The sequence below is a fragment of the Aquisediminimonas profunda genome (assembly GCF_019443285.1).
Taxonomy (GTDB): Bacteria; Pseudomonadota; Alphaproteobacteria; order Sphingomonadales; family Sphingomonadaceae; genus Aquisediminimonas; species Aquisediminimonas profunda.
The window spans coordinates 559,669-574,142 of the sequence record NZ_CP080327.1 but is presented as its reverse complement, the minus strand read 5'-3'; the positions used below and the strand labels follow the sequence as shown (position 1 = coordinate 574,142).

General features: G+C 58.5%; 17 protein-coding genes. 8 read left to right on the top strand and 9 right to left on the bottom strand.

Features of this window, described 5'->3' with window-relative positions; all coding sequences use genetic code 11:
- Nucleotides 1-46: 46 nt before the first annotated feature.
- The 3 genes from K0O24_RS02950 to K0O24_RS02940 all read right to left on the bottom strand — a co-directional run bounded on the left by K0O24_RS02950 (nucleotide 47) and on the right by K0O24_RS02940 (nucleotide 2,216).
- Entirely contained in the window at nucleotides 47-469 is a 423-nt protein-coding gene (locus tag K0O24_RS02950) for a glycine zipper 2TM domain-containing protein (RefSeq protein WP_219894339.1), read from the bottom strand.
- A gap of 118 nt (nucleotides 470-587) precedes the next feature.
- Complete coding sequence (gene cobS / locus K0O24_RS02945) at nucleotides 588-1,580, bottom strand: cobaltochelatase subunit CobS (protein ID WP_219894338.1); 993 nt, start codon at nucleotides 1,578-1,580, stop codon at nucleotides 588-590.
- A 12-nt stretch (nucleotides 1,581-1,592) separates the two neighbouring features.
- Nucleotides 1,593-2,216: a J domain-containing protein gene (locus K0O24_RS02940; RefSeq protein WP_246611111.1), complete on the bottom strand. Its 624-nt coding sequence runs from the start codon at nucleotides 2,214-2,216 to the stop codon at nucleotides 1,593-1,595.
- Between K0O24_RS02940 and K0O24_RS02935 the strand changes: the two genes are divergently transcribed.
- Genes K0O24_RS02935 through K0O24_RS02920 form a run of 4 tightly spaced genes read left to right on the top strand, consistent with a single transcriptional unit; the run spans nucleotide 2,215 to nucleotide 5,481 of the window.
- Nucleotides 2,215-2,490: a BolA family protein gene (locus tag K0O24_RS02935; RefSeq protein ID WP_219894337.1), complete on the top strand. Its 276-nt coding sequence runs from the start codon at nucleotides 2,215-2,217 to the stop codon at nucleotides 2,488-2,490. The genes K0O24_RS02940 and K0O24_RS02935 overlap by 2 nt on opposite strands.
- Entirely contained in the window at nucleotides 2,490-3,374 is an 885-nt protein-coding gene (locus tag K0O24_RS02930) for a pirin family protein (protein ID WP_219895441.1), read from the top strand. The genes K0O24_RS02935 and K0O24_RS02930 overlap by 1 nt, the downstream gene beginning before the upstream one ends.
- Nucleotides 3,371-4,261, top strand: a complete 891-nt coding sequence (locus tag K0O24_RS02925; RefSeq protein WP_219894336.1) for an alpha/beta fold hydrolase — start codon at nucleotides 3,371-3,373, stop codon at nucleotides 4,259-4,261. The genes K0O24_RS02930 and K0O24_RS02925 overlap by 4 nt, the downstream gene beginning before the upstream one ends.
- Complete coding sequence (locus K0O24_RS02920; protein ID WP_219894335.1) at nucleotides 4,258-5,481, top strand: low temperature requirement protein A; 1,224 nt, start codon at nucleotides 4,258-4,260, stop codon at nucleotides 5,479-5,481. Before K0O24_RS02925 ends, K0O24_RS02920 begins: the two co-directional genes overlap by 4 nt.
- On the opposite strand, the gene K0O24_RS02915 is transcribed toward K0O24_RS02920, so the two are convergent.
- The 4 genes from K0O24_RS02915 to K0O24_RS02900 are packed head-to-tail and all read right to left on the bottom strand — an operon-like array spanning nucleotide 5,482 to nucleotide 9,187.
- A complete protein-coding gene (locus K0O24_RS02915; RefSeq protein WP_219894334.1) occupies nucleotides 5,482-6,402 on the bottom strand; it encodes an SDR family oxidoreductase in 921 nt (306 codons plus the stop codon).
- Complete coding sequence (gene proB / locus K0O24_RS02910) at nucleotides 6,399-7,520, bottom strand: glutamate 5-kinase (protein ID WP_219894333.1); 1,122 nt, start codon at nucleotides 7,518-7,520, stop codon at nucleotides 6,399-6,401. The genes K0O24_RS02915 and proB overlap by 4 nt, the downstream gene beginning before the upstream one ends.
- Complete coding sequence (gene obgE / locus K0O24_RS02905; RefSeq protein ID WP_219894332.1) at nucleotides 7,505-8,545, bottom strand: GTPase ObgE; 1,041 nt, start codon at nucleotides 8,543-8,545, stop codon at nucleotides 7,505-7,507. The genes proB and obgE overlap by 16 nt, the downstream gene beginning before the upstream one ends.
- Nucleotides 8,546-8,584: 39 nt before the next feature.
- On the bottom strand, nucleotides 8,585-9,187 hold the full coding sequence (locus K0O24_RS02900; protein WP_219894331.1) for a TetR/AcrR family transcriptional regulator: 603 nt from the start codon (nucleotides 9,185-9,187) through the stop codon (nucleotides 8,585-8,587).
- A 45-nt stretch (nucleotides 9,188-9,232) separates the two neighbouring features.
- Between K0O24_RS02900 and K0O24_RS02895 the strand changes: the two genes are divergently transcribed.
- The 3 genes from K0O24_RS02895 to K0O24_RS02885 are packed head-to-tail and all read left to right on the top strand — an operon-like array spanning nucleotide 9,233 to nucleotide 11,062.
- Complete coding sequence (locus K0O24_RS02895) at nucleotides 9,233-10,096, top strand: metal-dependent hydrolase (protein WP_219894330.1); 864 nt, start codon at nucleotides 9,233-9,235, stop codon at nucleotides 10,094-10,096.
- Between the two features lie 55 nt (nucleotides 10,097-10,151).
- Nucleotides 10,152-10,550, top strand: a complete 399-nt coding sequence (locus K0O24_RS02890; protein WP_246611110.1) for a ribose-phosphate pyrophosphokinase — start codon at nucleotides 10,152-10,154, stop codon at nucleotides 10,548-10,550.
- Nucleotides 10,547-11,062 carry a GNAT family N-acetyltransferase gene (locus K0O24_RS02885; protein ID WP_219894329.1) on the top strand — a complete coding sequence of 172 codons (516 nt, stop codon included), beginning with the start codon at nucleotides 10,547-10,549 and terminating at the stop codon, nucleotides 11,060-11,062. Before K0O24_RS02890 ends, K0O24_RS02885 begins: the two co-directional genes overlap by 4 nt.
- Nucleotides 11,063-11,094: 32 nt before the next feature.
- Here the strand turns inward: K0O24_RS02885 and K0O24_RS02880 are convergent, their stop codons facing one another.
- Nucleotides 11,095-12,633 carry an aromatic ring-hydroxylating oxygenase subunit alpha gene (locus tag K0O24_RS02880; RefSeq protein ID WP_219894328.1) on the bottom strand — a complete coding sequence of 513 codons (1,539 nt, stop codon included), beginning with the start codon at nucleotides 12,631-12,633 and terminating at the stop codon, nucleotides 11,095-11,097.
- Between the two features lie 271 nt (nucleotides 12,634-12,904).
- Between K0O24_RS02880 and K0O24_RS02875 the strand changes: the two genes are divergently transcribed.
- The gene (locus K0O24_RS02875; RefSeq protein WP_219894327.1) at nucleotides 12,905-13,876 is read left to right on the top strand and encodes an NAD(P)H-dependent flavin oxidoreductase; all 972 of its coding nucleotides are present in this window, start codon (nucleotides 12,905-12,907) and stop codon (nucleotides 13,874-13,876) included.
- Here K0O24_RS02875 and K0O24_RS02870 read toward each other — a convergent pair.
- Entirely contained in the window at nucleotides 13,873-14,460 is a 588-nt protein-coding gene (locus tag K0O24_RS02870) for a TlpA family protein disulfide reductase (protein WP_246611109.1), read from the bottom strand. The genes K0O24_RS02875 and K0O24_RS02870 overlap by 4 nt on opposite strands.
- Nucleotides 14,461-14,474 lie beyond the last annotated feature (14 nt).

Sequence of the window (14,474 nt, the reverse complement as noted above, 5' to 3'; positions counted from 1 at the left end):
ACGGCGAAGCGCCGTGAGCAAGACGCCATTCAAGGCCGGCGCGCGTTTAGCGGCAGTTGCCGTTTCGATCGATTTCGCGTCCAACAAGGGCGCCAGCACCAGCGCCGATGATCAGCCCGGTCGTGCTGCCGCGGTTGTAACGACCGCCGCGACCAAATTCCCGTCCAAGAAGTCCGCCGGCTACTGCTCCGAGAATGGTACCGGTCGTGCCCGATCCACAGCGACGACTGTGATAGCGGGTTCTGCGGTCCGGATAGACATACCGGTTGTCGTTATAGTATCCATTGTCATAATAACCGCGGTCGCGCGACCATCGACGGCCCTCGTAGCGGTCATCATTGTCACCGCGATAGCCGTCATTATAGTAATCGCCGCGTTCGTAACGATCATGCGCAAAGGCGGGCGTGGCGGCCAGGCCAGTCAGGGCCACACTTGCGACTACAGCGGCTTGAGCGATTTGCTTGAACATTGTGTGTCTCCTTTGGCGTCGGGACGCTTATTCCCGCGACAAAGTTGTTCTACGATGTTCACTTTGGATCGAGGCTGAACGCAATCGTTATGGCCTGTTCATGTAAGATTGCGAACCGTCAGGCCTTTCCGACGACAGACTCCGGAAGATCCTTGCCAAAAACGCGCTGGTAGTACTCCGCAACCAGCGCCCGTTCCGCTTCATCGCACTTGTTCAGGAATGAGAGGCGGAAGGCAAAGCCCACATCCTTGAAGATTGCCGTATTCTGTGCCCAGGTGATGACTGTTCGCGGGCTCATGACCGTCGAAATATCCCCGTTTATGAAGCCCTGACGGGTCAGGTCGGCGACCTTGACCATATTGTCGACATCCTTGGGCGAGGTGCCCGTGGCCTTCGCAAGAATGATCTCGGCTTCCACCTTGGCGGGAAGATAATTCAGCGTAACGACAATGTTCCAGCGGTCCATCTGCCCCTGATTGATCTGCTGGGTGCCATGATAGAGTCCGCTGGTGTCGCCCAAGCCGACTGTGTTGGCGGTCGCAAAGAGGCGAAACCAGGGGCTGGGACGGATCACGCGATTCTGATCCAGAAGAGTCAACTTGCCTTCAGCTTCAAGCACACGTTGAATGACGAACATGACATCCGGACGTCCGGCATCATATTCGTCAAAGACCAGAGCGGTCGGCGTTTGCAGGGCCCAGGGCAGAAGGCCTTCACGGAACTCGGTGACTTGCTGCCCGTCTTTCAGCACAATCGCGTCACGGCCGATCAGGTCGATGCGGCTGATGTGCGCATCAAGGTTTATACGAATACATGGCCAGTTGAGACGGGCCGCAACCTGCTCAATATGCGTGGACTTGCCTGTGCCATGGTAGCCCTGAACCATGACGCGCCTGTTGAAGGCGAAGCCCGCGAGAATGGCAAGCGTTGTATCCGGGTCAAAAACATAGGCAGAATCGAGATCCGGCACGCGCTCGTCGGCTTCGCTGAAGGCCGGGCATTCCATGTCGGAATCGATGCCGAATATCTCGCGAACCTTGACCGTCTTGTCAGGCGCATCAAGCAGGGTCGTTCCGCGGGCGTCGGGCTGTATGTTGGGGATGTTCGTCATGGTCTGTCTTCTTCAACTGAATGCAGGCGCGCTCTTGAGGTGCGTATAAGCTGCAATTGTCTCCTGCAAAGCCTTTTCGTTGCTCCTGTCCCCTCCGTTGCGGTCTGGATGATATTTGCGCACCAGTTCGGAATAGCGGCTGCGCAGCGCTCGTCGGTCCGCGTCCTCGCCAAGCCCTAGCGTCTTGAGCGCCCTGCGGTCTTCCGGAGAAAGCGTCCGCCCGTCCGCCTGTTGTCGCGGCATGCGATCCCGGAAGCGGGCTGAAATCGCCTCAAGAGGGTCATGGAAATCAGCCCATTTGGGCGGCGAATCGACGCTCGGGCGCGTAAAGGCCCGCGTTTCGGTTGCCCAGCCGGCATAGGGTGTTTGCGCGGCTGCAATCTCGTCCGGAGTCATGTCCTTGAACCAGTCATAGCGGGTATTGAATTCGCGGACATGCTCAAGGCACAACCATTGCCAGTCCCCCGGCCCATCAAACCCGGAACGCTGGCCAAAACGGGCGGGTGCGCGAAATTCCCCCGCCTCGGGGCAACCGGGATGCGCGCACGGCTGACTCCGGCCTTTGACCCGTCCATGAAATTTCTCGCGTTCCATGAGGCTGGCCAATGCCAACTCGAATGCTACAAGGGAAGCCATGTCCGGCCCCGTCTCGCAAGAAATTGAAATGCGGCTTCGCGCTGCCTTTGCTCCAGTTCGGCTCGTCGTCAGCAATGACAGTGCCAAACATCATGGCCACTCTGGCGATGACGGCTCCGGCGAATCGCACTTCACAGTCGAGATCGAGGCTTCGGCCTTTGCCGGCGTATCGCGACTTGAGCGGCAGAGGATGGTCAATCGCGCGCTTGGGGATTTGCCTGGTCAGCGTGTTCATGCACTTGCAATCAAGGCGCGGGCACCAGGAGAAGAATGATGCTGGAGACGGTCACACCTGTCACTCATGACCTCGGGGACTTCAAGGTAAGGCGGACCCTTCCAGCCAAAGCGCGGACCATGGTTGGCCCTTTCATCTTCGTCGACCAGATGGGTCCGGCGCAGTTCGACATCGGTCGCGGCATTGATGTTCGCCCGCATCCGCACATCAATCTCGCAACGGTCACCTATCTGTTTGAAGGCGCAATCGATCATCGCGATTCGCTTGGCACGTTCGCGACCATCCATCCGGGCGCGGTAAACCTCATGACTGCCGGTCAAGGGATAGTCCATTCCGAAAGGACACCCCCTCTGGAGCGTCTGAGCGGCGCGCGGATCTCGGGGATGCAAACGTGGCTCGCGCTTCCCGATGGCCAGGAGGAAATTGCTCCGGCATTCGAGCACGTGGCTCCCGGCGATCTTCCGCTTGTCGAAAACGGCGGCGTATCTGCGCGCGTTATCATGGGCACGCTCTGGGGTGAAAGCGCGCCGACAACACAATATGCCGAAACGATCTACGCTGACGTGTTGATGGAGGCCGGAGCCATTCTTCCCATCGACGCAGGCGCGGATGAGCGCGCTGTGGTCGTAGCATTGGGGTCGGCCAGTCTTGATGGCGAGTTGTTCGAAACGCACGCGCTGAACGTGTTGCGGCCGGGTGTTGCCGCCACCCTGCGCGCCGAAACAGCATGTCGGGTCATACTGCTCGGCGGTGAAGCCTTTGCGACGCCGCGCCATGTCTGGTGGAATTTCGTCTCTTCCTCGCGAGACCGGATCAATCAGGCCAAGGATGATTGGCGTAATGGCCGCTTTCCCCATGTGCCCGGCGAAGGGGATGAGTTCATTCCCATTCCGGATGTCCCTCTGACCCGGAGCAGCGATTGAACGAACTTCCCCCGCAGCGACTGGCGCTTTCAACTGGCGTTGAGCTTGATGTCTGGACGGCAGGAGACACCGCCAATCCAGCCATAATTTTTTTGCACGGATTTCCGGAATCCCATCGCACCTGGCGGCACCAGATTGCGGCGCTTTCGAAGCGATATTACTGTATCGCACCCGATCAGCGGGGATATGCGGGTTCGTCCAAGCCGCCATCAGTCTCTGACTACGCCGTGCCAAAGCTGGTTGCGGACGTGTTTGCTCTTGCTGACGTGCTAGGGGTTGATCGCTTCACGATCGCTGCCCACGATTGGGGCGGCGCAATCGGCTGGGCCGCAGCGCTGGGCCGTCCAGACCGGGTCGAAAGACTGGTGATCGCAAATGCGCCGCACCCGTATGTCTTCCAGAAAATGCTGGTCGAAGACTTGGGACAACGTGCTGCTTCCCAGTATATTCGGACTTTTCGGGATGATGAGCTGGAAAGGCGTATTGCGGAAAATGGCCTTGAATGGTTCTTTGATCACAGTTTCATGCGTTATTTTACACAGGACGATGTCAGCCCGGAAGAACGGGCGATCTACCTGAAGCAATGGGCTCAACCGGGCGCCTTGACAGCCATGTTCAACTGGTACCGCGCATCGCCAATGACAGTACCTGCCATGGATGAAATAGTACCTCGCCCGCCCTTCCTGGATGCGCCCTTTCCGAAATTGATGATGCCCGTGCTGATAATCTGGGGCATGGGCGACAAGGCCTTGCTTCCATGCATGCTCGACGGACTTGACTCGCTGATCGACGATCTCACGATCGCCAGGATCGAAGGTGCTGGCCATTTCGTACCTTGGGAAGCGCGTGATGCTGTTACGCATGCATTGATGGATTGGCTTCCGTGAGGCCTCGCCCGCATTTGTTTCGGGACCGTGCGGCCCATGATCATAGTCTGGTTACCTACATCGAACTCTTTTTCGATCTGGTATTCGTCTTTGCGATTACCCAATTGTCGCACCGGCTTCTCTCCCACCTGACGCCGGATGGGGCCCTCAAGACAATCCTCCTCTTCCTTCCGGTCTGGTGGGTTTGGATCTACACAAGCTGGACCACCAACTGGCTCGATCCGGAACGGGCCAATGTCCGGCTGATGCTGATCCTGATGATGCTTGGCGGGCTTGCTCTGGCAATTGCAATTCCCGATGCCTTTGGTGCGGACGGGCTACTGTTTGCCGCAAGCTATATTGCGATGCAGCTCTTCAGAAGCCTCTACATGGTCTGGGCCTCGCGAGGGGTCAATGACGCACGAGCGCGCAATTTTGTGCGGGTCAGCTTCTATTTCATGCTGTCAGGGCCATTCTGGCTCTGGGGAGCCTTGGTCGACGCAGGTTTGCGGACAATATTATGGGCGGTGGCCATTGTGATCGAATATGCAGGGCCGATGGTCTTCTTCCGAATGCCCTTCCTTGGGCGCTCTACCGGGGCAGACTGGGACATTTCGGGCGGACACATGGCCGAACGGTGCGCCCTCTTCATCATCATTGCGCTCGGCGAGGCTGTCCTTGTGACGGGCGCCACTTATGCCTCACTTCCGCACGACGGGCCGACCACGGCGGCGTTTGTGGCAAGCTTTGTTGGCAGCGCAACGCTTTGGTGGATATATTTCGATATCGGCGCAAAGCGCGCCTCATCAATGATCAGTGCCTCTGACAATGTGGGGTTTATCGCACGCAATGCCTATACATATCTGCACATGCCGATCGTTGCCGGTATTATCGTGATTGCCGTCGCAGACGCGAAGATGCTGGCTGCACCGGCCGCTGTCTCGGATCGCATTTACCTCATGTCCGCATGCGGCGGACCTATCCTTTTCCTGTTTGGCAACCAGATGTTCAAATGGGTCACAAGCGATCAGCGTTACCCGCCACTTTCCCATTTTGTCGGCAACATCCTCCTTCTGGCCGTGGCAGTGGCCGGGTATTTTGGGCATTGGCAGACGTTGACCGTCGGCCTGTTGACGACAGTCAGCCTGATTTTTGCGGCGCAATGGGAGTGGTTTTCCCTGCATGGCGGCTGGCAGCGCTGGGCGCCATGGATAGGCACCCTGTTTGGGCGCGCCCCCTGATCAGCGTTTCAGCCAGCCCGCTTCGACATAGGCGCGCGCCGTTGATTGCAGCCCGCTGAGTGTGTCCACTTCGGGCAACCATAGGGAAGCAGGTGGCCTCTTGTCGGAATTGATCACCCAGTCAGGATGGCAAAAATAGCGGACCCGATCGGCTGTAAGCTTCGCGCCTGATCCCCGGAAGAATCCGTCCAGCTTTGCAGCCCATTCCATAAGACGGGCCGACGCGGAGAAGGTTTTGACATCCTTGCCAACAGCAAACCCGATGGCCTTTCCAAAACTGCCGTGGCTCCATCCGCCTGCCAGCCCGTCATCGGCTTCGAAGATTTGCGCCTGCGCGTCTTGGGTAGAGAGTACCGCCAGAAGGAGCCGCGCGAGGTCGCTCACCTCGATGACTGAAATCCGGCCCTCAGGCGGCAGCACGAGATAACCCAACCGTGCCATGCGGAACAGGTCAAGCATTTCGCGGTCTTCTGGCCCGAAAATGGCGGGCGGACGGATGATGGACCAATCCAGGCCGCTTGCCTGCACGAGCGTTTCTGCCTTGGCCTTGGACCAGCCATAGATTGACAGTTCGGGCTCCCGTGCGGCCAAAGACGAGACATGGACGAACCGGCGAACGCCGGCTTCGCGCGTCGCTTGGATCATCGCCAGTGTCCCGGCGACGTTGCCAACCTCAAAGCCCGCGCGATCCGGCGCATTCACGACACCTGCAACATGAATGACTGCGTCGCTTCCCTTGACGAGCATGTGAAGGCTTTCCGGACGATCAAGCGCGCCCGAAATCCATTCAACACCATCCTGCTCAGCCTGCGGTGAACGGGTCAGTGCACGCACAAGGTGCCCTTGCGACCTGGCAAGCCGTATCAGGGTTCTTCCAACAAATCCGGTACCCCCTGTGATCGCGAGAACGGCCTTGGTCATAACATGACCATATGATCGCGGTGGATGAGAGCGGCTCGAGGAGAGTAGCCAAGGACGGCGGCCAAGGCATCACTGCGTTTTCCGGCAATGCGCTCCGCATCCGCACTGTCATATTCGGACAGGCCGCGCGCAATCGCGACCCCGTCCGGTCCGATGATCGAAATCACATCGCCGCGAGCAAATTTGCCTTCAATCGATTTTGCGCCTGCGGGGAGAAGGCTGGCCCCACCTTTCAGTGCCTTGACTGCTCCGGCATCGACATGAACCGAGCCCTTGACGGTCAGGCGACCGGCAAGCCAGGCTTTTTTTGCTCGCGTTGAGCCGTCTGCGACAAACAGCGTACCGCATCCCCCCTGGGCCAGTCGCGCGAGGGGGTGGTCGTGCAAGCCCGATACGATCACGAGATCCACCCCTGCGCTCGCAGCGATCTGGGCCGCTTCGATCTTGGAGGCCATGCCACCCGATCCCATGCCGGATGATGTCCCGCCCCCAGCCATCGCGATGATCGCGGCATCGATTCTGCCGACACGATCGATCCGCTGTGCCTTTGGGTCGCGTGCCGGGTCAGACGTAAAAAGACCGTCGACATCAGACAGCAGGACAACACCCTGCGCGCCTGCCGCCTGGGCGATGCGGGCGGCCAAGCGGTCATTGTCGCCAAAGCGGATTTCCGCTGTCGCAACCGAATCATTCTCGTTGATGACGGGAACGACGCCCAAGCCAATGAGCCTGTGGAGCGTAGCCGAAGCATTGAGATAGCGCCGCCTGTCTTCCAGATCGTCCAGCGTCACAAGCATCTGGGCTGCCGTCAACCCGTGGGCCGCCAGCAGCTCGGCCCAGCATTGTGACAGGGCGATCTGACCCGTCGCCGCGGCTGCCTGTGCATCCTCCAGGCTTGCGCGCCCGCCCTTTGGGAGTTTCAGGCGCCGCGCCCCCAGGGCGATAGCCCCCGAAGAAACGATGGCGATCTGTTGGCCCAATGCGACGCGATCAGCAATATCGGCGACCAGCGTTTCAAGCCAGGCACGGCGAACATTGCCGTCTGCATCGACCAACAAGGCAGAGCCGACTTTGACAACCAGCCGTGGCACGGCATCCCGGTCTAAAGCGGGGACCATGGCTTTTCCTCGGCCGGCAGGTCTTCAGGCGCTGTTGCCTTGACGCCAATAGCATCTGCCAAACGATCAAGGACGGCCTCAATGCCTTCGCCGCTCGCTCCAGACAAAGGGAAGACCTCTGCCTTGGAAGCACGCTTGAGCTTGGCTACAAGTTTCTTGACTTGCGCAGGGTCAAGCGCGTCAATCTTGTTGAGGCCGATCACTTCAACCTTTTCGGTCAGTCCAGCGCCATAGGCGTCCAGTTCGCCACGGACGATGCGCCAAGCTTCGACCGGGTCCTCGCCAGTAGCATCGACCAGATGCAGTAAAACCTTGCAGCGTTCTATATGGCCAAGAAAGCGGTCTCCGATCCCAGCGCCTTCCGCTGCCCCTTCGATCAGACCGGGAATGTCTGCGATCACAAATTCGCCGCCCCGATGGCTGACGACGCCAAGCTGGGGACGCGTCGTGGTAAATGGATAGGCCCCGACCTTGGCATTGGCATTGGTAACAGCATTGATGAAGGTTGACTTGCCCGCATTTGGCAGCCCGACGAGGCCAGCATCGGCAAGCAGCTTAAGCCGCAGCCAGACATACATTTCCTCGCCCGGCCAACCCGTGCCATGTTGACGAGGTGCACGGTTGGTCGACGTCTTGTAGGACATGTTGCCCCGCCCGCCGTCACCTCCGCGCAGGAAGACCTTGCGCTCACCGACCTTCGTGAAATCGGCCAGTACATGCTCCTTGTCATCTGAAAGGATCTGTGTGCCGACAGGTACCCTGATCACAAGATCCTCTCCGCCCGCACCCGTGCGGTTGCGGCCGGCCCCACCGCTGCCGCGTTGAGCGCGAAAATGCTGAGTGTAGCGAAAATCGATGAGCGTATTGAGGCCCGCGACGGCTTCAAAGATGATATCGCCGCCTTTGCCCCCATTGCCGCCGTCTGGCCCGCCATATTCGACGAACTTTTCCCGACGGAAACTGACGGCACCGGGGCCGCCCGCGCCGGAGCGGACAAAAATCTTGGCCTGATCAAGGAAATGCATGGCCGCCCCCTTAACGGGCTTTGGCCGATTATGAAACTGTCACCCCACTTCGTGCGCGGCAATGCGCTTTTGCATGCCTGGTGAAGCCATCAGGATCTTGTGTGCAAGGTCGCGCGCAGCACCTCGTGGCAGGCCAAGCGCGCGGGCCATCGGTGCGCCGAGCAGTGCGTCTCCCATTGCGAGCAGGACAAGGGTCAGCGTCTCTTCCCGCATGAGGCCGTCCTCATCTCCTTCGCTCAGTCGGTCCATGAGATTGTGGATGGCATCGAGGATCGGATTGAGCGCATCCTGGTTGCCTGACATGATCATCCAGGTGCAAAGGCCGCCGACACCTTGCTGATCGAACGCATCGAATGTCATCTCTACGACTTTGCGAGGTTCAGCTTCGCCTTGGCGAGCCTTCATCACGACGCCGGCGATAGTTTCGCAGACCTGAGCCGCAATGTTCCCAGCGAGAGCGCCCTGAAGGTCAGCGGCAGAACCAAAGTGATGAAGCAGATTTGCGTGCGTTCTTCCCATTCGCGCCGCGACAGCTTTCAGGGTCACGGCTTGCGGCCCCGCTTCAATGAGCAGATCACGTGCGGCTTCCAGAGCGATGGCACGGCTTTCGTCAGGGGTCAGGCGTTTACGTGTTATTGACATTTATGTAAGTAATTCCTATTGACACGAGTGTAAGGAGATTCGTGCATGACTGCTGTTGCCCTCAAAACGCCTGCTGACCTGACTATCACGCCTCGTGACCGCCGTTTCGGGCGCAACGCGAAGCAGGATCGTTGGTGGCTTGGTGGCGATCCGATTGCAACGGCTTTCTACAATGCGCTCTCTATCACATTTCCGCGTGGTGAAGCGTTTTTCATTGAGTCAGTAAAGGCTTTCCGCAACGGGGCGCCTGAAAAACTTGAGCGCGAGATCCGCGCCTTCGTCCAGCAGGAAATCATGCACACGCGCGAGCATGTGGCGTTCAACAAGAGAGTTGCCGACGCGGGCTATGACATTTCGGGCCTCGAGAAAAAGGTGATCGACTCGCTCGAAATGACGAAGAATCGTCCTCAAATTCTCAACCTTGCGGTGACCATGGCTCTTGAACACTACACCGCGATTATGGCCACACAGATGATCACGGACAAGAAGCTGTGGAAGGGTGCAGATCCCGAACAGGTCGAGCTCTGGAAATGGCACGCAATGGAAGAGATCGAGCACAAGGGCGTCGCCTATGACACCTGGCTCCACGCCACGAAGGACTGGACGCGCTGGAAGCGGTGGAAGGTCAAGAGCATCATGATGCTGCTCGTCTCGAAGAATTTTTGGGTGAATCGCTACAAGGGCGTGATAGAGCTCTTGCGTCAGGACAGGATCACGGGCGCAAAAGCGCATCTTGGCTTGCTTTGGTTCCTGTTCGGCGGTCCGGGTGCCATCCGTAAATTGATGATCCCCTGGGCAACCTTCTTCCTGCCAGGCTTTCATCCTTGGAACCATGATGATCGCAATCTGATCAAAATGGCTGAAAGCGACTATGAAGCGGCGCGGATACCCAAGGCGTTGGCCGCCTGACAGCCAGCTCAGGTTGACGGTTTGAGCTTCGCGCCGGTCGCGCTAGACTGGTGCAATGTTTGATGAATTCTTCGATGAAGGCCCCGTCAACCCAGGCGCGCCACTGTTCGATGTCGCGCTGGTTGAACGACTTCTGCAGGATGCCGCCCGGAACGGGAAGGCTGTAAGTTACTCCGAACTTCTGCTTGAGCTCGGCTATCGCTTCAGTCGACCAAAGATGCGGGCCTTATGCAAGGTGCTCGACGAAATCGACCGGCGCGGTGCTGCGCGCGGAGAGCCGGAACTGGCAGCGCTTGTTGTGCGCGAGGGTGATGGTTTGCCGGGGCAAGGCTGGTGGGTCGGCCGCCGTGACTATGCAGGGGCATGGACCGGGCCAGAGGCTCGTGCATTCCTGTCTCAGGTCCAGGACAAGACCTTTTCCTTCTGGAAGCGACGTGCAAAGGGCAGGGCATGATCCCGCCCATCCTCCAGGCTGAACGCATGATCCTGCGTCCGCTGTCACTTGATGTCTGGGAGGCTTACGCCTCGGCATGGGCCGATCCGCGGATGACAACATTCATCGGTGGCCAGCCCCGGACGCGGACCGAAAGCTGGGGAAAGTTTCTCCAGGGTATCGGCCTATGGAGCCTGTTTGGGTACGGTTACTGGAGTTTCACATCCCGCGAAACCGGTGCATTCCTCGGAAGTGGCGGCCTTGCCAGTTTCGAGCGTGGCATTCCGGAACTCGAAGGCTATCCCGAAGCAGGATGGGCCTTCATCCCCGATGCCTGGGGGCAGGGTCTTGCCACTGAAGCAATCGCAGCGGTGCTTGACTGGGCGGATCAGTCATTGGGTCACCCGGAAATCCGCTGCATCATTGATGCGGGGAACGTCGCCTCGCGGCGAGTGGCCGAAAAGCTTGGATTTGAGCCCATGGGTGAAGTCGATTTCCCACCGGGCAAGACGCAGCTCTTTCAACGTCTGTGAGACGCAATAGTTTCATTTGATCGAAGGCATTGTCAGCGGCTCAGCCACTCCTTGAGCAGCTTGTGGAAATGGCGAATCTTTGTCTCGCCATAGTTCGCAAAGACAATTTCCTTTGATTTGATGGATTTCATTCCCTTCTGAACATGGGGCAGATTGACCACGTCCTGATTGAACACCTTCGCAAGCATTCCCAACTCCGGCGCTTCGACATAATCATCGTCAAAATCCAGCCAGTGTATTTTTGCCGGAGCGGGCCGCTCCTCTCCCTGAGGAACAGGCAGCATCAACATGGTTTCATGAATGCATTCCTCCGGATTGTCGCCATAGGGTCGGAAGCGGTAAAAGATCGGATTGAAGCATCCCCACGGGCTGATATTGGGGAACACATTGTAATAGATTGTGTCGACAAACTCGGCATCGCTCACTTGGTCGACTTCAGACCCGAGCCGTTCGCGCCAAAGTGCGCGCTGCGCGTCCGCTGCGGCCTTGCGTCGATCCGGGACGGGACCAACGGTCGTCGTATCTGGTTCATTTTCCATGCCTTCCGCTAACGCTCCGCCAACCCAATTGCACAACTGGATGTCAGCATGATCAAGCTCGCCCTCAAGGTGATGGGCGGCCTCATCAAAAATGCCACTCGTTCCATCGCGAGCGGTGACCTTGACGCGACCAAATGCGAGCCGTTCATATATATTGCCCGAGAGGGCATGCCGGATTTTCGTGTAGGCGGTCGCGCCTTCGACAGGGTCTGCCACCAGTTCGGGATTCACGTGGGGGCTGAGAAGCCCATTTGGGGAGATGGCACGGGACATGTTTCCGAAAACGTCATACTTGCTGTTTGCGTCTCCCATCACTGGCAGCAGCGTCGGGTGCGTAGCCACGACGTGATACGCTTCCATGAAGGCCTCCTGCGCCACCTTCCAGTTGCACCGAAGTTTTTTGGCGACATGAGCTGACTTGTAGCGGCGTTCAAATGGAATTGGCTCGAAGTGCCGGTTGATATCGCCCAGAAATTCCTTCAGCGGCCCGGCCTTGTCGTCCGGATTTATGAACACGAATCCCCCCCAGCGCCCCACCTGCACCGACGGAAGACTGTGAGTCTTGGCACTGACCGAAGGGAAGTCCCATTGGCAGGGCACTTCCTTTAATGTTCCATCAAGTTTCCAGGCCCAGCCATGAAAAGGACAGCGAAACTCATGCAGGCCGGATGCGTCCTCAGTGGCAAGCGCCCGTCCGCGATGAAGGCAAGCATTGGGGAATGCCTTGATTTCGTCTTTTCCTGTGCGAACGATGATGTAGGACAGGCTCGCAATGTCATAGACCAGAGTGTCGCCAACATTCGGGATGTCATCTTCATGGCAAGCCAGTTGCCAAACGCGCTTCCAGAGCCGCTCAACCTCAAGATCAAAGAAGTCCCGCGAATAATAGATACTCGGGTTGACGATCGTTGGCCCGGGTTCAAGTGGAGAATCCTCTCGCAACTTTGTCGGAACGAGGTGCGTGTCCATGTCCAGCAGTTCGTCGTAGGTCAGGCCCTTGGACCGGTTGGTTCCCGTCAATGTTTCTACCACGATACCTCCTATGCGCCGGGGTCTAGCGCCCTGCAAACGGGCAACAGCTTTAAAGTGCTGATCCCTATGCCCTCAGATCACTGTGACGCGTTCGACCAGCAGGACCTTGATCGAAATCAAATAGTTCATGCTCAAGAATGTTAGTGGGGCACACGCAGGTACGGTCCAATCACGGGCGATGCATGCTGCGATGGCGGGATCTTTAAATCGGGCCCGCAACTAACAAATCCGCGGCTGGACACCCCGGAATGTTTCGCTAAGACGCCCGCCCATGACATTGCCATCTCCGCTGTTCGATCGCCTGCGGCTTCCGGTCATAGGCTCTCCCCTCTTCATCGTATCCGGTCCGGAACTGGTCATTGCACAGTGCAAGGCCGGAATAGTCGGTTCCTTCCCGGCCCTGAACGCGCGCCCGCAAGCGCAGCTTGACGAATGGCTTCATCAGATCACCGAAGAACTGGCCGCGCACAATCGCGCCAACCCGGATCGGCCGGCTGCTCCCTATGCCGTCAACCAGATCGTCCACCGCTCGAACGACAGGCTTGATGCCGATGTTGCGACATGCGCGAAATGGCAGGTGCCAATCACAATTACGTCTCTGGGGGCGCGTGAAGAACTGAATCAGGCGGTCCACTCTTGGGGCGGCATCGCCCTGCATGACGTCATTGATGATCGTTTTGCGCGCAAGGCCATCGAAAAGGGAGCGGACGGGCTGATTCCTGTTGCGGCCGGTGCAGGGGGACATGCAGGCCGGCTGTCGCCATTCGCATTTGTATCCGAACTGCGCGAATGGTTTGATGGACCGATTGCGCTTTCAGGTGCCATTGCGACGGGTCGTTCGATCCTGGCCGCGCTCGCCGTCGGCGCTGACCTTGCCTATATCGGCACGCCGTGGATCGCGACCAAGGAGGCCAATGCCGATCCCAACTACAAGCAGGGGATCGTTGAAGGCAGGGCTTCCGATATCGTCTATTCGAACCTCTTTACCGGTGTTCATGGAAATTATTTGCGCGGCTCTATCGAGCGTGCAGGCCTTGATCCGGACAATCTGCCCGAAGGCGATTTGAAAACCATGAACTTCGGTTCTGGCGGCAATACAAAGGCAAAGGCCTGGAAGGATATCTGGGGCTCGGGCCAGGGAATCGGCGCCGTCACGGCCGTCGATACTGTGGCTGATCGTGTTGATCGGCTTGAAGCCGAGTTCAATGTGGCAAAGGCGGAACTGGCAGCAAAACTTCGCTAGTTTCCAGCTTCGAGGATTTCCGCGAGCAAGGTGTTCGCGCGGGGTCCGTCCCAATTCATGCTGCCAATGACGCGCCAGACCTCCTTGCCTTTGGCGTCATAGAGAATCGTCGTAGGCAGCATTCCGGTATTGTAAGCAAAGCCGAGGTCGCTTTTTGCGTCGAGATACGGTTTGAGATGGGGAAGCGACCGCTTCGCCCACCAACTATCGACGAGCGCACGGTTGCTGTCCTGGCTGATGACCACAACCTGCAGACGCGCTGCTTCGCGACCGGCAATGGTGTCGAGCGTCGGCATTTCGGCAACGCAAGGCCCGCACCAGGTGGCCCAGAGATTGACGAGCAGCGGCTTGCCCTTGAAGTCAGCAAGCGTCGCTGGCAGGCCCTTCGGGTCCTCGAACACGACAGACGGCATTGCCTCGCCGCGATGCGACATGTCGACAGTGCCAGCCTGTTCCGGGCCCGCGGGGGCGTCCGATTGGGCCGATGGTGCGCCCTCGGCTTGCGGTGCAGGGGCAGATTGCTTATCGCACCCCGCCAGCAGTAGGGCGCAACTCCCGAGGAGGCCGAAGATTTCCAGTCGCAATGACAGCTCCAATT